The sequence below is a fragment of the Duganella sp. GW822-FHT06D06 genome, from assembly GCF_058799615.1.
The window spans coordinates 157101-181633 of record NZ_JBXALQ010000009.1 but is presented as its reverse complement, the minus strand read 5'-3'; the positions used below and the strand labels follow the sequence as shown (position 1 = coordinate 181633).

General features: G+C 65.5%; 25 protein-coding genes. 14 read left to right on the top strand and 11 right to left on the bottom strand.

Annotated elements, in window-relative coordinates; all coding sequences use genetic code 11:
• Window positions 1-172: 172 nt before the first annotated feature.
• Window positions 173-2416, bottom strand: coding sequence for a formylglycine-generating enzyme family protein (locus AC1RMD_RS18315; RefSeq protein WP_492928110.1), 2244 nt, complete (start codon window positions 2414-2416; stop codon window positions 173-175).
• Between the two features lie 288 nt (window positions 2417-2704).
• Here AC1RMD_RS18315 and AC1RMD_RS18310 point away from each other — a divergent pair, with 288 nt between their 5' ends.
• The 6 genes from AC1RMD_RS18310 (at window position 2705) to AC1RMD_RS18285 (ending at window position 9185) form a co-directional block, all read left to right on the top strand.
• Window positions 2705-3619, top strand: coding sequence for a sugar ABC transporter substrate-binding protein (locus AC1RMD_RS18310; RefSeq protein ID WP_492928109.1), 915 nt, complete (start codon window positions 2705-2707; stop codon window positions 3617-3619).
• A 6-nt stretch (window positions 3620-3625) separates the two neighbouring features.
• Complete coding sequence (locus AC1RMD_RS18305; protein WP_492928108.1) at window positions 3626-5203, top strand: sugar ABC transporter ATP-binding protein; 1578 nt, start codon at window positions 3626-3628, stop codon at window positions 5201-5203.
• Window positions 5187-6212 (top strand): ABC transporter permease, encoded by a 1026-nt coding sequence (locus AC1RMD_RS18300; protein ID WP_492928107.1) that lies wholly within the window; start codon window positions 5187-5189, stop codon window positions 6210-6212. Before AC1RMD_RS18305 ends, AC1RMD_RS18300 begins: the two co-directional genes overlap by 17 nt.
• 76 nt (window positions 6213-6288) lie before the next feature.
• Window positions 6289-7311: a LacI family DNA-binding transcriptional regulator gene (locus AC1RMD_RS18295; protein ID WP_492928106.1), complete on the top strand. Its 1023-nt coding sequence runs from the start codon at window positions 6289-6291 to the stop codon at window positions 7309-7311.
• Window positions 7304-8236: a ribokinase gene (rbsK, locus tag AC1RMD_RS18290; protein ID WP_492928105.1), complete on the top strand. Its 933-nt coding sequence runs from the start codon at window positions 7304-7306 to the stop codon at window positions 8234-8236. Before AC1RMD_RS18295 ends, rbsK begins: the two co-directional genes overlap by 8 nt.
• Window positions 8237-8273: 37 nt before the next feature.
• Window positions 8274-9185: an endonuclease/exonuclease/phosphatase family protein gene (locus tag AC1RMD_RS18285; RefSeq protein WP_492928104.1), complete on the top strand. Its 912-nt coding sequence runs from the start codon at window positions 8274-8276 to the stop codon at window positions 9183-9185.
• 22 nt (window positions 9186-9207) lie between these two features.
• Here AC1RMD_RS18285 and AC1RMD_RS18280 read toward each other — a convergent pair whose 3' ends face one another.
• Entirely contained in the window at window positions 9208-10191 is a 984-nt protein-coding gene (locus AC1RMD_RS18280) for a GGDEF domain-containing protein (RefSeq protein ID WP_492928103.1), read from the bottom strand.
• Between the two features lie 141 nt (window positions 10192-10332).
• On the opposite strand from AC1RMD_RS18280, the gene AC1RMD_RS18275 reads away from it, so the two are divergent.
• On the top strand, window positions 10333-11112 hold the full coding sequence (locus tag AC1RMD_RS18275) for a helical backbone metal receptor (RefSeq protein WP_492928102.1): 780 nt from the start codon (window positions 10333-10335) through the stop codon (window positions 11110-11112).
• Window positions 11113-11129: 17 nt separating this feature from the next.
• On the opposite strand, the gene AC1RMD_RS18270 is transcribed toward AC1RMD_RS18275, so the two are convergent.
• From AC1RMD_RS18270 to AC1RMD_RS18255, 4 genes are all read right to left on the bottom strand, one after another.
• Complete coding sequence (locus AC1RMD_RS18270) at window positions 11130-11501, bottom strand: HPF/RaiA family ribosome-associated protein (protein ID WP_492928101.1); 372 nt, start codon at window positions 11499-11501, stop codon at window positions 11130-11132.
• An 80-nt stretch (window positions 11502-11581) separates the two neighbouring features.
• A complete protein-coding gene (locus AC1RMD_RS18265; RefSeq protein WP_492928100.1) occupies window positions 11582-12247 on the bottom strand; it encodes a DUF1345 domain-containing protein in 666 nt (221 codons plus the stop codon).
• Window positions 12244-13485, bottom strand: coding sequence for an MFS transporter (locus AC1RMD_RS18260; protein ID WP_492928099.1), 1242 nt, complete (start codon window positions 13483-13485; stop codon window positions 12244-12246). The genes AC1RMD_RS18265 and AC1RMD_RS18260 overlap by 4 nt, the downstream gene beginning before the upstream one ends.
• A 55-nt stretch (window positions 13486-13540) precedes the next feature.
• The gene (locus AC1RMD_RS18255; protein WP_492928098.1) at window positions 13541-14569 is read right to left on the bottom strand and encodes a CDP-6-deoxy-delta-3,4-glucoseen reductase; all 1029 of its coding nucleotides are present in this window, start codon (window positions 14567-14569) and stop codon (window positions 13541-13543) included.
• An 11-nt stretch (window positions 14570-14580) separates the two neighbouring features.
• Between AC1RMD_RS18255 and AC1RMD_RS18250 the strand changes: the two genes are divergently transcribed.
• Window positions 14581-15459, top strand: a complete 879-nt coding sequence (locus AC1RMD_RS18250; RefSeq protein WP_492928097.1) for an SDR family oxidoreductase — start codon at window positions 14581-14583, stop codon at window positions 15457-15459.
• Here AC1RMD_RS18250 and AC1RMD_RS18245 read toward each other — a convergent pair whose 3' ends face one another.
• Complete coding sequence (locus AC1RMD_RS18245) at window positions 15460-15723, bottom strand: hypothetical protein (RefSeq protein ID WP_020705386.1); 264 nt, start codon at window positions 15721-15723, stop codon at window positions 15460-15462.
• A gap of 161 nt (window positions 15724-15884) precedes the next feature.
• Between AC1RMD_RS18245 and AC1RMD_RS18240 the strand changes: the two genes are divergently transcribed.
• Both AC1RMD_RS18240 and AC1RMD_RS18235 read left to right on the top strand, forming a co-directional pair.
• A complete protein-coding gene (locus AC1RMD_RS18240) occupies window positions 15885-16130 on the top strand; it encodes a hypothetical protein (RefSeq protein WP_492928096.1) in 246 nt (81 codons plus the stop codon).
• A 258-nt stretch (window positions 16131-16388) separates the two neighbouring features.
• Window positions 16389-16628, top strand: a complete 240-nt coding sequence (locus tag AC1RMD_RS18235; protein WP_008445950.1) for a hypothetical protein — start codon at window positions 16389-16391, stop codon at window positions 16626-16628.
• A gap of 92 nt (window positions 16629-16720) precedes the next feature.
• Here the strand turns inward: AC1RMD_RS18235 and AC1RMD_RS18230 are convergent, their stop codons facing one another.
• The 4 genes from AC1RMD_RS18230 to AC1RMD_RS18215 form a co-directional block, all read right to left on the bottom strand.
• A complete protein-coding gene (locus AC1RMD_RS18230) occupies window positions 16721-16921 on the bottom strand; it encodes a hypothetical protein (protein ID WP_492928095.1) in 201 nt (66 codons plus the stop codon).
• Window positions 16922-17017: 96 nt separating this feature from the next.
• Entirely contained in the window at window positions 17018-17830 is an 813-nt protein-coding gene (locus AC1RMD_RS18225; RefSeq protein WP_492928094.1) for a glycine-rich domain-containing protein, read from the bottom strand.
• A gap of 148 nt (window positions 17831-17978) precedes the next feature.
• Window positions 17979-19817: a CHASE domain-containing protein gene (locus tag AC1RMD_RS18220; RefSeq protein ID WP_492928093.1), complete on the bottom strand. Its 1839-nt coding sequence runs from the start codon at window positions 19815-19817 to the stop codon at window positions 17979-17981.
• A 192-nt stretch (window positions 19818-20009) separates the two neighbouring features.
• Window positions 20010-21776: a glutamine--tRNA ligase/YqeY domain fusion protein gene (locus AC1RMD_RS18215; RefSeq protein WP_492928092.1), complete on the bottom strand. Its 1767-nt coding sequence runs from the start codon at window positions 21774-21776 to the stop codon at window positions 20010-20012.
• Window positions 21777-22041: 265 nt separating this feature from the next.
• On the opposite strand from AC1RMD_RS18215, the gene AC1RMD_RS18210 reads away from it, so the two are divergent.
• Genes AC1RMD_RS18210 through AC1RMD_RS18195 form a run of 4 tightly spaced genes read left to right on the top strand, consistent with a single transcriptional unit; the run spans window position 22042 to window position 24533 of the window.
• The gene (locus AC1RMD_RS18210) at window positions 22042-22335 is read left to right on the top strand and encodes a DnaJ domain-containing protein (protein WP_492928091.1); all 294 of its coding nucleotides are present in this window, start codon (window positions 22042-22044) and stop codon (window positions 22333-22335) included.
• Window positions 22336-22363: 28 nt separating this feature from the next.
• Complete coding sequence (locus AC1RMD_RS18205) at window positions 22364-22867, top strand: hypothetical protein (RefSeq protein ID WP_492928090.1); 504 nt, start codon at window positions 22364-22366, stop codon at window positions 22865-22867.
• Window positions 22868-22869: 2 nt separating this feature from the next.
• Complete coding sequence (locus AC1RMD_RS18200) at window positions 22870-23646, top strand: hypothetical protein (RefSeq protein ID WP_492928089.1); 777 nt, start codon at window positions 22870-22872, stop codon at window positions 23644-23646.
• Between the two features lie 14 nt (window positions 23647-23660).
• Complete coding sequence (locus AC1RMD_RS18195; protein ID WP_492928088.1) at window positions 23661-24533, top strand: hypothetical protein; 873 nt, start codon at window positions 23661-23663, stop codon at window positions 24531-24533.

The following is a 24533-nucleotide window of genomic DNA, read 5'->3' as shown; positions in this document are numbered from 1 at the left end:
CCGTGAATAGTGAAGAGGTGTTCGATAAGTTCCGGACCTGATCAAGACAGCGATCACGTCCGTGATGGAAAGCTTTCCAATTTAGTCTGGAGTAGTCCCCTGAAAAATACCGCTGCTCATTGAAATGAGTCGATTTGCGGTTGGTAAAAAAATTCCCGATCGAAAAAAAGAATCAGCCGGCGTCCTGCGCGCAGCGGAAGCCCAGGGCGCCGGCGCGGTCCTTGGAAGGCGCCATCAGCAGGTACTTGCCATGCTCGGTGAGCTTGCGCGCCTGAGGGAAGTACCAGTGCGAGCCGGCCGGTTGGTAGAAGCTGCCGCCGCGCAGGATCGCGGCGCGGGTGTGCTCGTCCTCGAACTCCTCGGTCCACTGCCAGACGGTGGCGACCATGTCCTCGACGCCGAACGGGCTGGCGCCCTTCGGATGCTGGCCGGACGGCGGCAGCGGCGGCATGTCGCGCGCCGAGGAGGGCGCCGGCACCAGTGCCGCATCCCATTCATTGCCCCAGGGGTAGAGGCGGCCGTCGTTGCCCTGCGCCGCGTATTGCCATTCCCATTCGTGCGGCAGGCGCTTGCCGGCCGCGCGGCAGTAGGCGCGGGCATCCTCGATCGAGACCCAGGTGACCGGGCTGTGCGCCTCGGCGGGGCGGGGCGCGCCGCCTTGCCAATGGCGCAGCAGGTTGTGGGCGTCGGCGGGACGGTAGCCGGCGCTGTCGACGAAACGCTTGAAGTCGAGATTGCTGACCGGGTAGCGGTCGATGTGGAAGGCGTCGAGCCGCATGTGGCGGAAATGGCCGCGGCGCGGCGCGTCTTCCCACGGATATTGCACGTCCATGCCGGCGCGGTTCTCGCCTTCGATCTCGATGCCGGTCACGCGGAAGTCGAAGCTGCCGGCGGGCACGCGCACCATGCCGGCGGGCGCGCTGGCCGCGCGGGCGGTGGCGGCAATCGGGACGATCTTCTGCGGCAGGAAGGTCCAGTTGGCCGAGTACGCCTGCAGCGGCGTCCGCGCCAGGCCGCGCATGGTCTCCAGCAGCGCAGCGAGGTCGGCTGGAATGGCGGCGCCCTCGAACTGCAGCACCGCGCCGTAGCCGCGCGCTTCGAGCGGGAGGTCGATCACGGCCTGGCCGCCGGCGATGCGCGGCTGCAGTTCGCGGCCGCTCCACAGGTCCAGATAGCGCTGTCCGGCGCGATGCTCCAGCTTGAGGATGCCCTCGTTGAGCTGGAACTCGTTGCGGTTGACCAGCGTCCACAGGCTGCGGCCGGCGCCGGGGAAGCGGCTGGCGTAAATTCCGTAGTGCAGGGTCGGCACATGCGGCGTCCATTGCGCGCTCACCAGCAGCGCCGGCAGCGCGCGGTAGATGCTGGCGATGCGGCGCAAGGCCTCGCCGTCGCGCGGCGTCATCTGGTTCCACCAGCCCCAGACGTTCTCCCAGCTTTGCACGCCGACGCCGTTGAAGAACGCCGCCTGGAAGGTGTTGCTGCGGTCGGTGGCCCAGCGGTCGCTGACGTGCACCATGTGGCGCGGCTCCAGCCATTTCCACTTGCTCACCAGCGGCACCAAGGCCCCGTCCCAGTAGGCCCAGCTGTGCAGATTGTTGGCCAGCATGGCGTCGTCCTTGAACGACAGTTCCGGCTCCAGCACCAGCGGATGGCCGGTGCGGGCGGCGGCGTCGGCGTAGCTTTGCGGCAGGCCGTTCATGGTGTCGCCGTTGATGCCGTCGGCGCCGATCTCGGCCATCAGCCGCGCGGTGGCGTCGGCCGGCGCCATGCCCGGAGCGCGCGAGCCGGCGTCCCACGGCAGCGTCGGGAACAGCACGCGCACGCCCTGGTCGTGGAAGTCGCGCACCATCTGGCGGACGGCGTCGGTGCCGCCGGGCATGTCGCGCAGCAGGTCCCACTGGTTGCGGTGATCGATGCCCAGGTTCGGATAGAGCGGCCACAGCAGCACACTGTCGATGCCGCCGTAGCGCCGCTTCAAGTCATCCAGGAAGCGCTGCACGGTGTAGCGCCGGGTGACGGGGTCGTACAGATAGCGGTCTTCCACCATCGCCTGGGTCTGGATGAAATTCTTTTGCGTCCATTGCAGCTCCGGACGGCGGTACTGGGCGTCGTCGTAGGCGATCGCGGCCAGATGCTGCGCGCGCCAGGCCTGAATTGCCGCCAGCCAGTCCGGCTGCGCGCCGGCGCTGTCGCGTTTCCAGTTGTTCAGGCGGGCCAGCCAGTCCACTTCGCCCAGGTCCATTTGCGCCGGACCGGTGAGCTGGCTTTCGCGCAGCGCGAACGGCAAGGGCTCGGCGGCATGGGCAAACTGCAGCGCGCATAGCGCCAGCAGCGGGGCGCCCCAGCGGCGCGCCGGCCAATCAGCCATGCCACGCCGCCATACGCACTTCGGATCGCTCTTTTCGCCTGCGCTCATTGCCAGTCTCCGTCAAATCATTGTGGTTGAATCAGCCTGTCGCGGTCACGAAATTGCCAAGCAAACGTTTGCGCAAACGTTTGCCAAGGTAGCTTAACTAATTATAGTTGTCAATATAAACATGGGGGACTTGCACACTGGCGAGCGTGTCAGTGAATTTCTTGACAATTTATCGACGAGTGGATAATGTATAAAAACGTTTGCGCAAACGTTTTCTTTTTTTGCGCGTCCCGCCAGCCAGATGGTTTTATTCGATGGAGAAGTCAGGTGTTGCCTAGCAAATTCAAGATGGTTGTAGCCGTCGCCGCGGCACTGTTGGCGCTGTCGCCGGCGCTGGCGCAGGAAAAGCCGCGCGTCGGCCTGGTGATGAAATCCCTGTCCAACGAGTTCTTCAAGAACATGGCCGACAGCGCGCAAGCCTACCAGGCCAAGCGCGGCGACTTCGAACTGAAGGCGGTCGGCATGAAGGATGAGACCGACGTCGATTCCCAGGTGGTCGCCGTCGAAAGCATGACGATACAAAAGATGAACCTCATCGTCCTCGCGCCGGCCGACTCGCGCGCGATGGTGGCGCCGGCGGCCAGGGCGCTCAAGGCCGGCATCATGGTGATCAATATCGATGTGGCCCTGGACGAGGCCGCCAAGAGGAAGGCCGGGCTGGAGCTCGCCTTCATCGGACCGGACAACCGCGAGGGCGCCAAGCTGGCCGGCGACGCCTTGGGCAAGGTGCTCAAGCCCGGCGACAAGGTGGTGATCATCGAAGGCAATCCCGGCGCCGACAACGGCCGGCAGCGCAAGGCCGGGTTCATGGACTCGGTCGCGCAATACCAGCTCAAGCTGGTCGCTTCGCGCAGCGCCATGTGGGGCACGGACGAGGCCAACCAGGTGTTCACCAACATCCTGACCGCCCATCCCGACGTCAAGGGCGTCATGGCGGCCAACGATTCGATGGCGGTCGGCATCGTCAAGGCCATCGACGCGGCCGGCAAGAGCGGCAAGATCAAGGTGGTCGGGTTCGACAACATCCCGGCCGTGCGGCCGCTGATCAAGTCGGGCAAGATGCTGGCCACCGTGGACCAGTTCGGCGCCGAGATGGCGGCCAACGCGATCGACCTCGGCCTCAAGGCGCGCAAGTCGGGCGTGCCGCTCAAGGGCTGGGTGAAGACGCCGGTCGCGCTGGTCACCGCCGCCGACCTGAAGTAGGCCGGCATGCACGCTTCCATCGCCGCGGCCGGCCCGAGCGCGCCGGCCGGCGCTCCCGCGCTGCGCCTGCGCGGCATCAGCAAGCGCTACTCCGGCGTGATCGCGCTCGACCACGTCGACCTGGATCTGCACGCCGGCAGCGTACACGCGCTCGCCGGCGAGAACGGCGCCGGCAAATCGAGCCTGATCCGGGTGCTGTGCGGCACCATCGCGCCCGACGGCGGCGCCATGTCGCTTGCCGGCGCGGCGTATCGCCCGCGCAGTCCGCTCGACGCCATCCAGCGCGGCATCCGCGTCGTGCATCAGGAGTTGCTGATGCTGGAGCACCTGACGGTGGCCGAAAACCTGCAGTTCGCGGCGCTGCCGCGCACGCGTCTGGGCCTGATCGACCGCAAGCAGCTGAACCGCCGCGCCACCGAGCTGCTCAGCCTGGTCGGGCTGGAGGACGTCTCGCCCACGCAGACCGTCCACACGCTGGGCATCGCGCAACGCCAGTTGATCGAGATCGCCAAGGCGCTGTCCGGTTCCAGCCGCATCATCGTGCTCGACGAGCCGACCGCGACGCTGACCGCGCGCGAAAGCACGCGCCTGCTGGAGCTGATGGTACGGCTGCGCGACAGCGGCGTGGCGATCCTGTTTGTGTCCCATCATTTGCAGGAATTGTTCGCGGTCTGCGACCGCGTGACGGTGCTGCGCAACGGCCGCACGGTGACCACCGAGCCGATCGACGCCGTCACGCCGCGCAAGCTGGTCAACCTGATGGCCGGGCGCGACGTGCCGGCGCTGCCGGCGCGCACGCGCAACGCTGCGCCCTGTGCGGCGGCGGCCCTGCGCGTGGAAGGCCTGCGCTTCCGTGGCCAGGCGCCGGGCAAGGCCATCGACTTCGCGGTGCAGCAGGGCGAGATCGTCGGCATCGCCGGCCTGGTCGGCAGCGGCCGCACCGAAACCCTGCGCGCCATCTTCGGCGCCGACCGGATGGCGGCCGGCCGGCTGCTGCGCGACGGCCGGGCGGTCACGGTGCGCAGCCCGGCCGACGCCATCGCGCAGGGCATCTGCCTGGTGACGGAAGACCGCCGCCACGAAGGCCTGTTGCTGGACCTGCCGATCCGTGCCAACCTGTCGCTGGCCACGCTCGGCAATTGTTCCCGTGGCGGCTGGCTGCAACGCTCGCGCGAGGCGGCGGCCGCCGAAGCCATGGCGCGCGCGCTGCAGATCCGCATGAGCGGCATCGAGCAGGCGCCGCGCACCCTGTCCGGCGGCAATCAACAGAAGGTCGTGCTCGGAAAATGGCTGTTGCGCGAGCCGGCGGTGCTGCTGCTCGACGAGCCCACCCGCGGCGTCGACGTGGTGGCGCGCGCCGAGATCCACCGTCTGCTGCTGACGGCCGCCGACAGCGGCAAGGCCTTGGTTGTCGCATCGTCCGACCTGGCCGAGCTGATGGAGATCGCCGACCGCATCATCGTGCTGTCGCGCGGCACCGTGGCGGGCGAGGTGGCGCGCGCCGACTTTGACGAAACCCGCATTCTTGAGCTGGCTTACAGCGAACTGATGAACTCTGGAGAACCTGATGTCGAAACCGTCTGACACCGCCCTCCCGGCGGCGGCTATCCCTGCCAGCGCGGCCGGCCTGCTGCCGGCCCGCCTGCGCGGGCTGTTGCGCGAATCGGGCATCGCCTTCGCGCTGCTGATCCTGATCGCCGTGTTCTCCATGCTGTCGCCGCTGTTCCTGACGGCCGACAACGTCAGCAACATCTTCACGCAGATCGCGATCAATATCTGCCTGGCGGTCGGCATGACCTTCGTGGTGCTGATCGGCGGCATCGACTTGTCGGTCGGCTCGCTGATCGCCCTGTGCGCGGTCGTGGCCGGAACCGTGCTCAAGCTCGACGGCCTGAGTGTCGGCGCCGCCATCGCGCTGGCGGTGGCGGCCAGCGTCGCGGTCGGCGCCGTGTGCGGGCTGATCAACGGCAGCGTGTCGAGCCACTGGGGCGTGCCGTCCTTCATCGTCACGCTGGGCATGCTGTACGTCGCGCGCGGCGCCGCGCTGCAGTGGACCGAGGCCCGCTCCATCTACGAATTCCCCGACCTGTTCAACGAGTTCGGCACGGCCACGGTGGCCGGCATGCCGGCGCTGTTCCTGGTGTCGCTGGCGCTGGTGGGCTTGGCCTGGGTGGTGCTCACGCGCACCGTGTTCGGCCGTATCATTTACGCCATAGGCAACAACGAAGAAGCGGTGCGCCTGGCGGGCCATGATATTTTTCGTTATAAGATCCTGGCCTTTACGATTTGCGGCGCCGCCGTCGGCGTGGCCGCCGTGCTGTACATGACGCGCCTGACGGTGGCCAGCCCGATCCTGGGCGTGGGCTTCGAGCTCAACGCCATCGCCGCCGTCGTCATCGGCGGCACCAGCCTGGCCGGCGGCCGCGGCTCGATCATCGGCACCTTGCTGGGAGCCTGCATCATCGGCGTGCTGGCCAATGGCCTGGTGCTGGTCGAGGTGGGCGACTTCGTGCGGCAGATGATCACTGGCGTGGTGATCATTCTCGCGGTCGTGCTCGACACCTATCGTTTGAGTAAAGCCGCCGGCAAGTAGCCGCAGCGCCGGGGCCGGGGCCGTAACGAGCCGGCCCGACCAATCAATTTATTCGCAGGGAAGTGAGCAGCAATCTATGGCCAATATCAAGGATGTCGCACTCCGTGCCGGGGTGTCCGTGTCGACCGTCTCGCATGTCGTCAACGGCACCCGCTTCGTCAGCAAGGAGACGCGGGAAAGCGTGGAGGAGGCGGTTCGTGTCCTGGGCTATGTGCCCAGCGCCGTGGCCCGCAGTTTGAAGAGCAACAACACGCGGACCTTCGGCATGGTGATACCGAATAACTCCAACCCGTACTTCGCCGAGATCATCCAGGGCGTGGAGGAGCGCTGCTACGCCGCCGGCTACAACGTCATTGTCTGCAACTCCAACGACGATCCCGAGCGCCAGGCCAGCTACATCCGGGTGCTGGCCGAAAAGCGCGTCGACGGCCTGATCCTGGTGGTCGCCGGCAGCGACGAGATGGTCCGCGCCACCATCGGCGAACTGAAGATCCCGCTGGTGCTGCTCGACCGCGCGGTGGCCGACCTGAACTGCGACCTGGTCGAGGTCGATCACGTCGCCGGCGGCCTGATCGCCACGCGCCACTTGCTGGAACTGGGCCATCCGCGCGTCGCCTGCATCAGCGGCCCGTCGGGCTTGTCGCCCAGCTCGCAGCGCAACGCGGGCTGGAAGCAGGCGCTGGCCGAGGCGGGCGTCGAGCGCTTCGACAGCGACCTGGTGCGCGGCGACTTCACGCCGGGCGGCGGCTACCTGGCCATGCAGGAGCTGCTCCAGTGTACGCCGGCGCCGAGCGCGGTGTTCGTGTGCAACGACCTGATGGCGATCGGCGCGCTGGCGGCCGCGCGCGAGGCCGGCGTCCGCGTTCCCGAGCAACTGTCCATCGTCGGCTTCGACGATATCGAGCTGGCGGCGTATTCGGCGCCGCCGCTGTCGACCGTGGTGCAGCCCAAGCTGGCCATCGGCACGCTGGCCGCCGAGCTGCTGCTGGAGCGGGTGGAAGCGCATCGCGACACGCCGCGCCATGTGGTGCTGGCCGCCGAGCTGAAAGCCCGCTGCTCGACCGCGCCCTACCTGCGGCCAGAGGGGGCGCATGAATAAAATCCCTGCCGCCGTCGCCGGCGGCAAACCGGTGGTGGTGGTCGGCTCGCTCAACATGGACCTGGTGTTCCGCATGCCGCGCATGCCGGCGGCCGGCGAAACGCTGCAAGGCCATGGCTACACGACCTCGCCGGGCGGCAAGGGCGCCAACCAGGCCGTGGCCTGCGCCCGTCTCGGCTGCCAGGTCGCGCTGGTCGGCCAGGCCGGCCGGGACGGCTATGGCGATACGCTGTGCGAGACCCTGCTTGCCGACGGCGTCGATATCCGCCATGTCGGCAGGATAGCCGAGGCCGCGACCGGCGTGGCGGTGATCCTGGTCGAGGACCGGGGCCAGAACCGCATCGTGCTCGCCGCCGGAGCGAACGGCCTGCTGTGCCCGGCCGACGTCGACGCGGCCGGGGAGGCGATCGCCGGCGCGGCCCTGCTCATCGTCCAGCTGGAAGTGCCGCTGGCGGCGGTGCTGCGGGCGATGCGGCTGGCCGCGGCCGCCGGCGTGCCGGTGCTGCTCAACCCCGCGCCGGCGCAGGCCTTGCCCGATCGGTTCTGGCCCCTCATCGATATCCTGGTGCCCAACGAAAGCGAAGCGACCCTGCTGACCGGAATCAACGTGGCCGACGTGGCCAGCGCCTGCCAGGCCGCCGAGCAGCTGCGCGCGCGCGGCGCGCGCCGCGTGCTGATCACGCTCAGCGACAAGGGCGTGGTGCTGCTGGACGAGCAGGGGCCACGGCATCTGCATGCGCGCGCGGTCAGCGCGGTCGATACCACGGCGGCCGGCGACACCTTCATCGGCGCGCTCGCGACCGCCCTGTGCGAAGGCTGGACGCTGGACGAAGCGGCCGCCTTCGGCCAAAGCGCCAGCGCGCTGTGCGTCACGCGCGCCGGCGCCCAGCCGTCGATCCCCTACCGGCACGAGCTCACGCCATGATGCACGCCGCTCACCCACCCAGAAAGAGGAAGTAGCCATGCCCACAGCCTTGCGCCGCAACACACCTATCCGCTTGTTGCGGCTTTCCGCCTGCCTCGCCGCCTTGTTAGGCTTGCATGGCGCCGGCTGCGCGCAGGCGCTGACGATCGACGTGATGTCCTTTAACGTCAGGGTTCCCGTCGATCCGGCGCCGCATGACTGGGCATCCCGCAAGGCGCGCGTGGCCGCGCTGGTGCGCCGGCAGCACCCGGATTTCCTGGGCGTGCAGGAAGCGGTGCCGGCGGTGATCGCCGACCTCAAGCTTGCGCTCGGCGACTACGCCAGCGTGGGACGCGGACGCGAAAGCGATGGCGGCGGCGAGGGCACGCAGATCTTTTACCGCAAGGCGCGCTGGGATCTCGATGCGGCCGACCACGGCACGTTCCAGTTGTCGTCCACGCCGGAGGTCGTCGGCTCCAACGACTGGGGCCTGCAGTGGCCGCGCATCGCGACGTGGGCGCATCTGCGCGAGCGCGCCAGCGGCCGTGGCCTGTACGTCTACAACACCCATTTCCCGCTGAAGCCGGAGGAGCGCGAGCGCGCGGCGCGCTTGCTCGCCGGGCTGATCGTGGCCCGCCAGCATCCGGGCGACCCGGTCGTGCTCACCGGCGACCTGAACGCCTGCGAGCAGGAGCCGGCGGTGCGCCACCTGCTCGGCCAGGCGGGTGCGCCGCTGGCGCTGCGCGACAGCTATCGCGCGCTGCACGGCGGCGCCGACAGCGGCAGCTTCCACGCGTTTGGCAAGGAAACGAACCAGTGCCGCATCGACTACATCATGGTGCCGCCCGACGCCAGCGTCGCGCGGGCCGAGGTGCTCGTCGACGGGCAGGACGGCAAAGGCTATGCGTCCGACCACTACGCGGTGTCGGCCACGCTGACGCTGGGCGCCGACCGGCCGGCCGCGCGCTGATCGGCCGCCAGGCGCGCTCAGTTCAGGCCTGCGCCTCGTGATGGGCCACGCGGTTGCGGCCCAGGTCCTTGGCGCGGTAGAGCGCGCCGTCGGCGGCGGCGATCAGCGCGTGGTCGTCCTGGCCCGGCTGCAGCGTCGCCACGCCGAATGAGGCGGTGATCTGCGGCAGCGCCACGCGCATGTCGGCAAACACCACCGCCTGCTGCATGCGTTCGCACAGGCGCTCGGCCACCGCCACCGCCACCTTGTCGCTGGTGTCCGGCAACAGCACCATCATTTCCTCGCCACCGTAGCGCACCGCGAAATCGGTCGGCCGCAGCGCGCTGCTGAGCACGTGCGCGGCGGTGCGCAAGGCCTGGTCGCCGGCCAGGTGGCCGTGGCTGTCGTTGAATTTCTTGAAGTGGTCGAGGTCGATCATGATCAGCGCCAGCGGCGCGTGCGAGGCCTGCGCGGTGGCGATCATGGTCGGCAGCAGGTCGTTGAGCCAGGCGCGGTTGTACAGGCCGGTCAGGCCGTCGATCATCGACAGCTGGCGGTAGAACTCGCCCAGCTTCTGGCGCCGGCGCAGCTGCGCGTTGGCGGCGCGGATACGGAAGGACAGCAGCCGCAGCAGGTTACGCGCCAGCACATTCGATTCGTCGATCAGCTTCCAGACGATGTCGGCCTCGATCACCAGCACCTCGCTCTGCTCCAGCGCGGTGATGCTGGACAGGTTGGCTTCCTCGTCCAATACCGACTGTTCGCCCACGCTTTCGCCCGGCAGTATCTTGCTGACGGTGCCGTCGGCCATGCCGGTGCGGGTGTCGGTGGCGACCGACAGCGCGCCGCGCAACACGATGTAGAGGCGGGCGCGGCTGGAGTCGGTGACCGCCTGCCCGGCTTCCAGTTGCATCACGGGGCAGGGCGCCAGCAGTTTGGCGATGGCGCTGTCGTCGTCGGCGTTGCGCAGCAGCTGCAGGTCGCTGATCTGGTAGCGGGAGGCGCCGAATGTGCTGATTTGTTTCAAAATGGTCTTTCAGGATGCTGATGGGCAAGCACAGTAATCATAGCTGAACTGCCCTGTATCCAGTGTAAATTTCATCCCGCAGTTGTTGCGCGTTGTATCCGCAGATGCTTCAATGTCGCATTGCTTAGATTGGATGACGACATGGAATATACCGACGCGATCGGCACGACGCACCAGGCCGATCCGAACGCGCGCATCGTCTCGCTGGTGCCGTCGATCACCGAGCTGCTGTGCGAGCTGGGGCTGGCCGGGCAGCTGGTGGGCCGCACCGGCTTCTGCATCCATCCGGCCGGGGTGGTGCAAGCCATACCCAAGATCGGCGGCACCAAGGATGTGAATATCGAGAAAATCCGCAAGCTGGCGCCGACCCATCTGGTGGTGAATATCGACGAAAATGAAAAACCGACCGTCGAGCTGCTGGCGGAATTCATTCCGAACATCGTCGTCACGCATCCGCTGCGTCCGCGCGACAATCTGGCGCTGGCGCGCCTGCTGGGCGGCGTGTTCTGCCGCGAGCAGGCGGCGGCCGACTGGTGCGCGGCGTTCGAGGCGGAATATGCGCGGCTGCGCGCCATGCCGCCGGGCCGGCCGCAGACCATGTTGTACTGCATCTGGCAAGACCCGTGGATGACGATCTCGCCGGACACCTACATCGCCCGCATGCTGGAGGAAATCGGCTGGCGCGTGCCGGACCTGGGCGGACAGCGCTATCCGCGCTTCGAATGGTCGTCGGAATTGATCGCGCAAGTGGACGGGGTGTTGCTGTCGAGCGAACCGTATCGCTTCACGGAAGCCCATGCGGATGCGCTGGAAAAGCAGATCGGCAAGCCGGTGCTGCTGGTCGATGGGGAGATGATGTCCTGGTATGGCAGCAGGTCGCTGCAAGGACTGGGATATTTGCGGGAGCTAGCACGGCGCTAGCTCCGCCCATTGCAGAATTATTCGGTGTCGTCGGCTTCGGCTTCGGCTGCTACGGTGCCGTTGGTGTGACGCTTGTCTTTGTCATGCAGGCGGCCCAGGGCGCTGTCGATGGCGCGTTTGAGTTTGTCCGCCGAACCGCCGATGGCCTGGTGCAGCGTGGCGGCGTGATCGCTGACGGCGATCGGTTGATACCCGGTGACGCGGGCTTCCATCAGGCAGCGATTGTCGCCGTCGGCCGATTTTTGCGTCAGGTTGTCGCTCAGGTGGACTTCGACGCGGGTGATCTGCTCGCCGAAGCGGTGGAGGGCATTGCTCACGACCGTATGTACATGTTCATCCAGACCGGCGTGGCGGTCGATGGTTTTGTCGGCATTGATATTGATTTGCATAAGCTTGCTCCTGTTTGTTGAACTGCAATTCAATATTACTCCTTTTCTCCTTATGTTCTCGTTAAGAAGCGCACGAAGGGCTACGCATTGATGAGCGAAGCGGCAATGTTGATCGACAACCCAAGGATGGCCAGGTTGTAGAAGAAGCACAGCACCGACTGCCCCAGCACCACCTGGCGCATGGCGCGGCTGCGCACGGCCACGTCCGAGGTCTGCACCGCCACCGAGATCGTGAACGAGAAGTACAGGAAATCCCAGTAGTTCGGCACCAGCTTCTCGTCCGGGAATTGCAGCGGCCGTTCGCCGTCATCCTTGATGTAGTACAGATGGGCGTAGTGCGAACAGAACATCACGCCGATCATGAACCAGGAACCGGTCAGCGTCAGCACCACGAAACCGTAGTGCAGCGCCATGTCGCTGGCCTTCAATTCCTTCAGCGTCGACAGTTGCGAGACGATGGCCGCCAGGCTGATCAGGATCGCCACCGACAGCGTGGCCAGGATCACCGGCCCCTTTTCATCCTGGCGGCAGGCGGCGCGCTTGATGTCGTGCTGGTCGGCGCGCACCATCATCCAGCCCATCATCAGCAGATAGGACCAGACGGCGATGTTCCAGCCCGTCAGCAGGCGCTCCAGCAATGGCCAGCTTGGCGGCAGCAGTGGCCCGACGATGGCGCCCAGCGCGACCGCCAGACTCAGGTGCGGGCGGCTGTGGATGATGCCGGGCAGCGGTACGCGTAAGCTCATTGTTTATCCTCGTGTGGGAAGCGGTCCATGCGCGACAGTACAGGGAACAGCACCGCCCAGGCGCCGGTCACGGCCAGCGTGGCGGCGCCGCCGAACAGTACCGCGCGCGTCAGGCCCATCCAGCCGGCGGTCAGGCCGGATTCAAATTCGCCCAGCTCGTTGGAGGCGCCGATGAACACCGAGTTCACCGCGCTGACGCGGCCGCGGATCGCATCCGGCGTTTCGTACTGCACCAGCAGGTGTCGCACGTAGACGCTGATCATGTCGCCGGCGCCCATCAGGAACAGCGCCGCCAGCGCGACCACGAAGGTGGTGGTGGCGCCCAGCACCAGCGTGCAGACGCCGAACACGCCGACCCCGCCCAGCATCCACAGGCCGACCCGGCGCGTGATCGGGAAGAAGGCCAGCGCGATCGAGCACAGGGCGGCGCCGGCGCCGGGCGCGGTGCGCAGCATGCCGAGGCCGGTCGGGCCGACGTGCAGCACGTCGTGCGCCAGCGCCGGCAGCAGCGCGGTGGCGCCGCCGAACAGCACGGCAAACAGGTCGAGCGAGATCGCCCCCAGCACCACCGGCTTGGAGCAGACGAAGCGCAGCCCCTCCAGCACGGTGTGCCAGGTGGCCGGCTCGCGGTTGCTGGGCTGCTTGACGGATTTGACCAGCGACATCATCACCACCGCCGCCACCAGCAGCGCCGAGGAAATCATATACACCGTTTTCGGCCCGGCCAGGTAGAGCAGGCCGCCCAAGGTGGGGCCGAGGATGACGGCGACGTGGAAGCTCGACGAACTCAGCGCCACGGCCTTGCTGAAGCTCTCGGCCGGCACCAGGTTGACCAGGATGGCTTGCGTGGCCGGCCCCATGAAGGCGCGCGCGCTGCCGAACAGCACCAGTACGGCAAACACCGGCCACACGGCGCTGAGCCCGGCGACGGTGAAGGCCAGCAGCATCAGCCCGCACAGCAGTTGCGCGGCCATCGTCAGCGCGATCAGGTTGCGGCGGTCGTAGCGGTCGGCGGCGTGGCCGGCGAACAGGATCAGCAGCAGGAAGGGCGCGAACTGCGCCAGCCCGATCAGGCCGAGGTCGAACAGGTTGTGGGTCATCGCATAGACTTGCCAGCCGATGGCGACGTTTTGCATCTGGACCGCCAGGGTGGCGAGGGTGCGGGAGGACAGGTAGAGGGCGAAATTGCGGTGGCGCAGGACGCTGAAGCCGTTGGCGGAACTGGGACTGGCGGTCATTTGAGCTTTCAGGGAGCAGAGCCTTGGGACTCCGCATCCCTGTCCGCTCCCGGTGTTAGGGCTTGTTGATGTCGGCTTCGGTGGTGAAGGCGTCGGCGTAGAATTCATCCTCCGGCAAACGGCATTGCGCGACGAAATCGCGCTTGGCGGAATCGACCACGATCGGCGCGCCGCAGGCATACACCTGGTGGCCGGACAGGTCGGGCAGGTCGGCCATGACGGCGGCGTGCACGAAGCCGGTGCGGCCGCTCCAGTGGTCTTCCTCCTGCGCGGCCGAGATCACCGGCACGTAGGTGAAGTTCGGCAGGATCGCTTCCCATTGGCGGCACAGCGCGTCCATATACAGGTCCTGCGGGCGGCGGCCGCCCCAGTACAAGGTCATCGGACGCTGCGAATCCTGCGCGCGCAGGTGTTCGATGATGGCCTTGATCGGCGCGAAGCCGGTGCCGGAGGCCAGCAGCACCATCGGCTTGTCGCTGTCCTCGCGCACGAAGAAGGTGCCCATCGGGCCTTCGAAGCGCAGGATGTCGCGTTCCTTCAGGGTGCTGAACACCTGGTCGGTGAACAGGCCGCCCGGCATGTGGCGGATGTGCAGGCTCAGCGGTTGATCCTGGTCAGGCGGCGAAGCCAGGCTGTAGCTGCGGCGCTTGCCGTCGCGCAGCATGAATTCGATGTACTGGCCGGCGCGGAATTTCAGCGTCTCGTTGGCCGGCAGTTGCAGGGTCATGACGATCACGTCGGGCGCCAGTTTTTCCAGCGTCGCCACGCGCGACGGCATCTTGCGGATCGGGTAGTCGTCGCTGCCCGCCACTTCGCGCGCCTCGATCACCAGGTCGCCCTGCGCGGTGGCGCAGCAGAACAGCGAGTAACCGGCCGCTTCCTCGTCCTTGGTCAGCGCGCGCTCCTGGTGCGCCTTGTGCGTGACCGCGCCGGAAATGACTTTGCCTTTGCAGGAGCTGCATGCGCCATTCTTGCAGCCGTAGGGCAGGCCGACACCGGCGCGCATGGCCGCGGCCAGCACGGTTTCGTCTTCCTCGCAGCTGAATTGATGGCCGCTAGGCTGTACAGTGATTTGAAACGTCATACAATCCTTCAATGAAAAAACTTACTATCCAAAAATTCAAGCTGCCGCGGCTGTTGATCGTGGGCTGCGGCGACGTCGGCATGCGGCTGGTGCCGCTGTTGCGTCCGCACTTTCGCGTGTTCGCCACCACCAGCCAGCCGTCGCGCTGCGCCGAATTGCGCGCGCTGGGCGCCGTGCCGCTGGTGGTCGACCTGGACCAGCCTGCCACTTTGCGGCGCCTGTCCGGCCTGGCGAGCCACGTCGTGCACCTGGCGCCGCCGCCCGCCGAGGGGCCGCTGGACCGCCGCACGCGCAATCTGACCGCCATTTTACCTGAGCACGCCCGTCTGGTTTATGTCAGCACCACCGGCGTCTACGGAGATTGCGGCGGAGTGTTGTTTGACGAGAGCCGTCCGGTGGCGCCGCGCAACGCGCGCGCCTTGCGCCGGGTGGATGCCGAGCGGGTGTTGCGGGGCTGGGCGCGGCGCGCCGGCGCGCATTTGTCGATCCTGCGGGTACCGGGAATTTATGCCGCCGACCGCCTGCCGTTGAAGCGCTTGCAGGCCGGCACGCCGGCGCTGGTCGCGGCGGAGGATGTGTACACCAACCACATCCATGCGGACGACCTGGCCGCCATCATCGCGCGCGCGCTGTTCCGCGGCTTGCCCAACCGGGTGTATCACGCGGTGGACGACAGCGATATGAAGATGGCGGAGTATTTCGATGCGGTGGCGGACGCCTTCCAGCTGCCGCGCCCGCCGCGCCTGGTGCGCGCGGCGTTGCAGCAGGTGGTGACGCCGGCCTTGCTGTCGTTCATGTCGGAGTCGCGGCGGCTGAGCAACGGCCGCATCAAGCGCGAACTGGGCGTACGGCTGCGCTACGTCAGCGTGGCGCAGATGTTGAAGGGCTGATCAGGCGCGCGGCGGGCGTTTCTTCTGCTGCACCCGCTGTTGTTGCTTCTTCTGGGTTTGCACTTTGTTCTGCTTGGCTTCGTGCAGGGCGACGGCGTCCTTGCGGGCCTGTTCCGGCGTGCGCAGTTCCGGATCATTGTCGTGGGCCACGAAATATTCGGCGTCCTGGGCGTCGACCACCAGCTTGATGGCGGCGGCGTCGTCGAGGTCGTAGATTTCGTGGAGCAGCGTCGTTACTTCGTCGAGGAATTCTTCGTAGGTCATGGGAGTATGTAAAAACAAGTAAAGACGGGACGGAAATTACACTAATGCAAGTCGTTTCCGTGGGGTTTGTGCCAAAATGGCAACGTAATTTGTATGAGCTATATCAATCAAGTCTGCACATGATACGATATTGTTAGCCATCTCACGAAGGAGCCATGGGTATGACAGCCACTTCCCATCCCAGCAAGGAGCAGGTTCGCGCCTATATGCACCAGCGTGAGTGCGACCGCCGTCCTCCGCCCACGCCGGACGAGATTCGCCGCCAGCTCGGCTGGTACTACAATTCGCACGACATCGATTTCCTCGGTTCTTCCACACTACTCTTCCCAGGCTCTATCGCCCAACTGGCCGCTTTGATGGCGGTTGAATGGTGTTTTCGTGCCGCCGGTCTCAGCCGATCCAACTGACTTTACCAATATTTATACCTTTTCTCGCAACAAATATCTTCCTAGCACAAGAAATAGGGGTAAAATCTCTCTAAATCTCACAGAAATGTCTGATGAGTTAGCCGTTCGTTAACGTAAACGTGTATTATCTCGGCTAAGCACTAAAAACCGGCACAAATGACTGTGTTTTGTAGTGCTTCATTGGTAATAGAGCTGAAAATTTTTTTTACCCATGTGTCGTTTTTTGTCAAAGACGGCCAGAACCTACTTAAAAACATTATGTCTATCAAAGAAATCACCGCATCGCCGACCTACAATCCTAACCGCGTCCTGGATGCCATCATCGAGAAGCTGCAACTGAAAAACGATGCGGCCCTGTCGCGCGCGCTGGAAGTAGCGCCGCCGGTCATCAGCAAAATCCGTCACAACACGCTGCCTATCGGCGCGACCATCCTGATCCGCATGCACGAGATCAGCGATTTTAGCATTCGCGAACTGCGCGAATTGATGGCGGCCTGATGACGGCATAGCCTCAAAGAAAACGGCGCGGACCTCTCGGTCACGCGCCGTTGTCTTATGCGGCTTGGTTGGTCGTGCCGTTGGCCTGGTGCTCAGGCCGACGTGCTGATGGTGGTGCCTATGCGCTGGCCGCTGGTGTTGACGGTCGGCGCGGCTGCCACTTGCGGCGGCGCCGGCGGGGCCGGCGGCGTGACGCGTTCGGCGGGTTGGTCCACCGCTTTCACCGGCTCAGGCTGGCGGGGCGGTGTCGCTGGTACGGCGGCGGTACTGGAGGCTACGGTATTGACAGCCATGATGAACTCCCATCATCCATAAATATCCCCAGAGTATGCCACTTATTTGAGCAGTCCGCCTGTTCGCGTTGCCGTGTGTGGCGCAAACGCCAGTACTCAGGCCGACGGCGTCAGGCGCGGGCGGTCGCTGTAGAAGCTGGCGATGCGGGCTTGCTCGATGATCGCGCCGGCGTCGGCCGCCGTTTGAAGGCCTTCCGCCACCTTGCCTGGGGCCGCCGAGTAGGCGGTCACGCCTGGAGCGGCCGAGTACGCAGTCTTGGCGCTCACGCCAGGGGCTGCCGAGTAGGCGGTGTTGGCGGCAACGCCGGGAGCAGCCGAGTAAGCGGTGTTGGCGGCGACGCCGGGGGCGGCCGAGTAGGCGGTGTTGGCGGCGACACCTGGGGCGGCGGAGTAGGCGGTCTTGGCGGCGACGCCTGGGGCGGCGGAGTAGGCGGTGTTGGCGGCAACGCCAGGCGCTGCCGAGTAGGCCGTCATGCCCGGTGCGGCCGAGTAAGCGGTTGCGCCAGGCGCGGCCGAGTAGGCCACGTCCTGATGCGCGGCGCCGCGCAGGTAGGGCTCGCCGAAAGTCGCCTCATACAATTCCTGCATGCGATGGCCGAGGCGCTCGTGCGCCACCAGGTCGTCCTCGCCGCGCAGGCCGATGTATGGGAAGTGGTGCAGGAAATGGCCGAACACGGCGTCGCAGTCGACCGCGTATTTCATCGTGTCCAGGATGTGGTAGTGCCAGAAGGTATCCACGTCGACCAGCGGCGCGGTCTGCTCATGCGGGAACTGCTTCATCAGGAACAGGAAACGGCGATACTCGGTTTCGATGGCGTTGGCGCGTTCCAGCGACCAGCCTTCGCCAGATTCTTTGTGCATCAGCTTGACTTTGATCGGTTCCAGGTCCAGGGCATTGATGACGTTCATGGCATTTCCTTTGCGTTGATGAGGCGGGTTGAAAAAAATAAAACAATTGCAATTCTTGCCCAGCGAAAGCGAAGCGCCTTTGATTTTTCTCAAGCTTTATCAGGAACGTCCTACGGTATTGGGAATACGCTGACGCAGGCGCCGCCATTTACGCTGGCGCGTCGGCCGCCAGGCGGGCCGGGAACTGGTGGTCGTCGGCCGCCGGCGGCACGTAGTCGACCGGCACCGAGATCGATACCGTGGTGCCGGCGTTGTGGCCGCCGGTGATGGCGCAATGGCCGCCGAGCAGGCTGATGCGCTCCTCGATGCCGACCAGGCCGAAGGAGCCGACCTTGTTGCGGCTGCTCTCGCGCATGCCGACGCCGTTGTCGCTGATGGTCATGCTGAGCATGCCGCCGGCCTGGCACAGCTCGACCCGCACCAGGCTGGCGCGCGCGTGCTGCAAGATGTTGCTCAGCGATTCCTGCAGCACGCGGAAGAAGGCGGTGGCGCAGCGGTCGTCGATGCGGATGTCGCTCTGGTGCTCGATCAGTTCGCAGACCATGCCGGAGCGCTGGCGGAACTGGGCGATCTGCCATTCCACCGCCGCGTTCAGTCCCAGGTCCAGCACCGTCGGCCGCAGGTCGTTGATGATGTGGCGCACGCTCTTGATGGTGCTGTCGATCTGGGTCAGCGTGCTGCGCGCGCGCGCATGCAGGCGCGGGTGGTTCTGCCGGGTGCGCGAGGCCAGCAGGTCGGCCTCGATGCGCAGCACCAGCAGGTTCTGGCCCAGGTCGTCGTGGATTTCGCGGGCGATGCGCTTGCGTTCCTGCTCCTTGATCTGGTCGGCGTGGGCCGCCAGCTGGCGCAGCTTGTGGTGCGACTGTTGCAGCTTGGCCTGGCTGTCGCGCAGCTCCTTGGTCATGGCCTTGGCCATTTTGATGGCGCGGATGCGCGACGACGACAGCGTATGGAACAGCAGGAAGAACAGCAGCGAGCCGACGAAGCCGCTGGCCATGGCCAGCCACGGCAGGAAGGCGTCGAAGCGGCTGTACCAGACCGCCTTGGGGGCGTTGAAATGGGCCGACCATTGGCGGCCGTTGAAGTCCAGCGGCAGCACGATGGCGAACTGGTCGTCCCGGCGCGCCGCGTGCCGGGTGCTGGTGCTGTTGTCGTACAGCAGGGTGAGCGGCGAGACGCTGCCGTCGGCGTTCTTGCCATCGTCGTACAACATCAGGTGCACTTCGCGCACCTGCATCTGGTCCATGGCCGCGCGCACCAGGCGCGGCACGCTGAAGCCTATGCCCACCGAGCCGAGGTAGGCCGCGCGGCGCTGCTCGACGTCGTTCAGCGGCAAGTCCTTGCGGTAGAGCGGCAGGCGCATCGCCAGCGCCCAGCCCTGGGCATTGCGGGTGTTTTCGATCGGCATGCCCGAGGTGATCAGCTTGCCCGTGTCGCGCGCCAGCGCGATGGCGCGCGCCGCCTGCTCCCTGGCTCCGATGTCGACCCCGAGCCGGTGGCGGTAGGGGGCGACCGGCTCGATCATGGTCAACACCGAATACTCGGCGCGCCGGCCGGCGGGTTTGATGGTGAAGTCAGGGTAGCCGTCCGGCTGGCCGTCGCCGCTGCGGGCGGCGGCGCGCTCGAAGGCGTCGCGCTGGGCGTCGGTCACGTGTTGCGTGTAGTTGATGTTGTCGAGCGCGGGAAATTGCTGTCCCAGGTCCAGCCCGCTGACGTAGCGGTGGAAGCTGTCGCGGTCGACGCGGTCGCTGGCGTCGAAGAAGCTGGCGGTGCCGCGCAGCACATCGGTGTAGGCGTTGATGCGCGAGGTGATGTTGTATTGGGCGTTGCGGGCCTGCTGCGTGAAGCGCCCGGCGGCATCGTGTTCGATGGTCTTGTAGACCATCACATAGAACAGCGCACTGACCCCCAGGGATAGCAAGACGCCAGCCCACCACACCGGCTTGGTCGGAGAAAACAATTGTTTTTGCGCAAGTAACGCTACCATATCGAATGCTTGAAGCAACTCCTGGGACCGGATGTAGGCTGAATATAGGAAACTTTGGCGATGCTAGTCAAGTAAATTTGTAAATTTGCTATTTGTCCTGGACGATGTGCCAAGACCACTTATGCAAAAAGCCGGCGCCTTCCACGGGAAGACGCCGGCCTCGGCGTGTGCGGCGGGTGCTGGCTGCGGCGCTTACTTGGCGACCCAGCTGTCTTTCAGCGTGACGATGCGGTTGAATACCGGTTTGCCTGGCGTGGAGTCGACGCGGTCGGCGACGAAGTAGCCGTGGCGCTCGAACTGGAAGCGCTGGTCCGGCTGGGCCGCGCTCATGCCCGGCTCCAGCCAGGCGGTGATGACTTCCTTGGCGTTCGGGTTCAGCAGCGAGATGAAGTCCTTGCCGCCGGCGTCCGGGTTGGCGTCGGTGAACAGGCGGTCGTACAGGCGCACTTCGGCCTCCAGCGCGGTGGCGGCGGAAATCCAGTGGATATTGCCCTTGACCTTGTAGTTGTCCGAACCCGGCGTGCCCGATTTCGAATCCGGGAAGTAGTTGACGTGCACCGCCACCACTTTGCCGTTCTCGTCCTTGTCGTAGCCGGTGCATTCGGTCACGTAGCCGTGGCGCAGGCGCACGCGGCTGCCCGGCTTGTCGTCGACCGGCGGCGCATAGCGGAAATAGCCCTTGCTCGGCACTTCCATGAAGTCCTCTTCCTCGATCCACAGCTCGCGCGTGATCGGGAAGCTGCGCACGCCCATTTCCGGGTGGTGCGGGTGGACCGGCGAGCTGCATTCCTCGCTCAGGCCTTCAGGGTAGTTGTCGATGATCAGCTTGAGCGGACGCAGCACGGCGGTGGCGCGCGGCGCCTTCGGGTCCAGGTCTTCGCGGATGCAGCCTTCGAGCGTGCTCATGTCGATCCAGCCGTCGGCCTTGGTCACGCCGATGCGCTCGCAGAACAGCTTGATCGCTTCCGGCGTGTAGCCGCGGCGGCGCAGGCCGACGATGGTCGGCATGCGCGGGTCGTCCCAGCCGTCGACGATGTTTTCTTCGACCAGCTGGCGCAGCTTGCGCTTGCTGGTGACGACGTAGGTCAGGTTCAGGCGCGAGAATTCGTACTGGCGCGGCACCGGCAGCTTGAAGAAGCCGCCCGCCGACAGGGTTTCCAGCAGCCAGTCGTAGAACGGGCGGTGGTCCTGGAACTCCAGCGTGCAGATCGAATGGGTGATGTTTTCCAGCGCGTCCGAGATCGGGTGCGTGTAGTCGTACATCGGGTAGATGCACCAGGCGTCGCCGGTGCGCACGTGGTGGGCGTGGCGGATGCGGTAGATGGCCGGGTCGCGCAGGTTCATATTGGGCGAGGCCATGGCGTCGGCGCTGGTCTTGGCGCGCAGGATGTGCTCGCCGTCGGCGTATTTGCCGGCCTTCATGTCGCGCAAGATCTGCAGCGATTCGGCGGCCGGCCGGTCGCGGAACGGCGAATTCTTGCCCGGGGTGTTGAAATTGCCGCGGTTGGCCGCCATCTCGTCGGCCGACTGGCTGTCGACGTAGGCATGGCCCTTTTCGATCAGGTACTCGGCCATCGCGTACAGCTGCTCGAAGTAGTCGGAGGCGTAGTGCAGATGGTGCTCGACGCCGCCGTTGGCGCTAGGGTAGTCGTAGTCAAAGCCCAGCCATTTGACGCTGTCGATGATGGTGTCGACGTATTCCTGCTCTTCCTTGGCCGGGTTGGTGTCGTCGAAGCGCAGGTTGCAGCGGCCCTGGTAGTCGCGCGCCAGGCCGAAGTTCAGGCAGATCGATTTGGCGTGGCCGATGTGCAGGTAGCCGTTCGGCTCGGGCGGGAAGCGGGTGATCACGCTCGGCATCCCAGGGCGCACGTGGGTGCCGGCCGCCAGGTCGGATTCGACGATGGCGCGCAGGAAATTGGAGGTCAGGACGGGCGTTGGGCTGTTTTTGTCGTTGCTCATCTGAAAAGTTGGCTTTGCAAAAGTTCGAGTGAAGGGCATTTTACCGTATCCCCTCTATGACAGCGGCGGAAATGCCGCGTTGCGGCGGCCTGAGGCGGATTAGGGGGCGGCCACACGGGTATAATTCGTCTTTAATTGTTTCGGAGGCCGTTTAAAAAAGACCGCAGCGTCGTTGTAGCTCCTCGCCGTGCATTTGCACTGCCTTCGTCGCTACGCCTAGCTGCGCTCATTTTTAATCAGCCTCACACGGCCCGGAGTTTCCAAAATGGAAAATTACTACAACACGCTGGGTATCGCGCCTAACGCCACCGACGACGAGATCAAGAAGATTTACCGCTCGCTGGCGATGCGCTTCCACCCGGACCGCAACCAGGCGCCGGGCGCGGAAGCGCGTTTCAAGGCCATCACCAAGGCCTATGAAATCCTGTCCGATCCGGTCAAGCGCGAGGAATACAACCAGCGCGTGAACCATCGCATCATCATCGACCCGGAAGCGGAAGCGTACCAGTTGTGGCGTGCGGTGTTCAACCTGCATGGCACCGTGCTGCCACCGGCCTGAGCCGGCCACATTCATCAGAAAGCAAGCAATGTCTAGAAAAGTACACCCTGAGTTCGCCTATCAATCGCGCGAGCTCGAAGGCCAGATCGACGGGATCCTGGGCGACCCGCCGGACCGCAAGAATTACCAGCGCATGATAGACGCGCTGGTGTCCGAGTACGCCAGCGGCGGCGGCATCGAGGACGTCAACATGCTGGCGTTCGCGCTGGTCGACCACATCGAGTTCAATAACCCGAAAGGCTTGCTGGCCGAGGCGGAAGACTACGAGTTCGGCGACGCCGGCCGCGTGTTCGCGATGGCCTCGTGCAAGGGCGAGGAAGCGGCGCGCATGTACGCGGCGCTGGAAGAGAACCTGCCGGACCTGGGCCGCCAGGCCATCATCACCGCCTTCCTGTTCAAGAATCCGCGCAAGTGGGACGACGACGACCAGTCGCTGGACCAGCTGTCGGCCAACGACGACGGCGACGATGTCAACGACGAAGACCAGGCGACCGACGACTTCGCCCAGATGTTCGATCAGGATGGAGATTAACCATGACCGAAAAAAGTAATCTGCCGGCGCTGAGCAAGCAAGTGACCGAGCTGGTGCTGGCCGGTTCGCTGGGCCATGCCGAGCAAGCCTTCGCCGACGCCGCCGACCAGTTCGGCGACCTGGCGGTGGTGGAAGTACTCAACAACATCCCGCCGCAGGTCACGGCGCTGCACCTGGCCGGCTTCGACGGCGGCAAGATGTCGCTGGCGACCCTGCTGGTGCCGGCCAAGGCCTGGGCCGACAGCCTGGCCTTCTTCGCCGCGACCTGGTCGGACGATCAGATCGAGGACGATCCGGAGCGCATCGCCGAGTCGCTGTTCGCCCACATCCACGGCATCGTGTTTTCCACCGACGACGAAGAGCGCCGCAAGGAACTGCTGGCGGCCGCCTCGGCCACCGACCACGGTTCGACCGCGTTCGCGATCCTGTTCTCGATGGCGCCGAAGGAAATCCTGGAAGTGGCCGGCGAGATCATCTCCAAGGGCCCGTACCTGACCGGCCAGACCTCGTCCGACAACGACGTGGTTCCGCTGGCGATTTTGCTGGCGCAAGCCTCGGAAGACGGCTGGGACCGCGCGCTGTTCGAGCTGTTCCCGGAGTTCCGCCACAGCGCCGACCTGGCCGACGCCGAATTCAGCGACGACCCGGACGACGAGCCGAACTTCCTGCAGCGCTCCACCAAGGAATTGCTGTACCGCTTGCGCAAGCAGGTACCGTCCACCCGCAGCGCCGCCAAGCCTGGTTCGCGCCGCAGCCTGGGCACCGGCATTTTCTCGTGATGGATAACTGATACATGCTGCCAGCAATTGTCGTAGAAAATTTACCGCGCCTGACGCGCGCCATCCAGCAACTGGCGGCCCATCCGGACGACGAGGCCGCCTACTCGCTGGCCGATGAACTGACCGGCATCACCGCCATGGTGGCCGAGAAGTTCACCAACGACCGCACCGCCGACGGCATCCAGAAAGCCTTGCAGCTGACGGTGGGCGGCGTGTCGCTGGGGCTGGACCACGCGCTGATGCACGAGGGCGACCTGGCGGCGCTGGACTTCCTGATCGAGCACGGCGCCGAGCACGCGTTCCAGATCGGCTTCCGCCTGATCAAGGAGTTGTCGGCGCTGCCGGAGGATTCCCTGGTCGGCGAGTACGATACCGATCCGGTGTATTCGGCGCGCCGCCTGCGCGACCTGTTCATCGACCTGTGCCAGACCGATCCGAACCAGAACTGGAACGGCATGGAGCGCTACGAAGTGCTGCTCAGGCAGCGCAAGGAAGTGCAGGCCGTGGTGCGCCTGGCCGGCTGGCTGCGCCGTCATCACAGCGAAGGCCCGGTCAGCGATACCGACCTCAATGCCGAGGGCGTGATCGCGCTGGCCATCATCTTCGCCATCGAAGGCGGCGGCCGCGTGGTGGCGCGCACCGGACAGAAGGAGTTCGAACGCTTCGTCAAATCGGTGCGCAAGTCCAAGCCGGACTACGAAGAGGGCTGGGCGGCGCTGCTGGCCAAGGTGCCGGTCCAGCATCACCCGGTGCTGCTGGACCGTATCGCCAGCTATCGCAGCGGCTGCACGGTGATCCAGAACATCAAAGGCCGCACGGCGATGAAAACGCTGTTCGCGGAACTGGAGAACTACGCCGGCTCCGAGCTGGACGCCGACTATAACTAG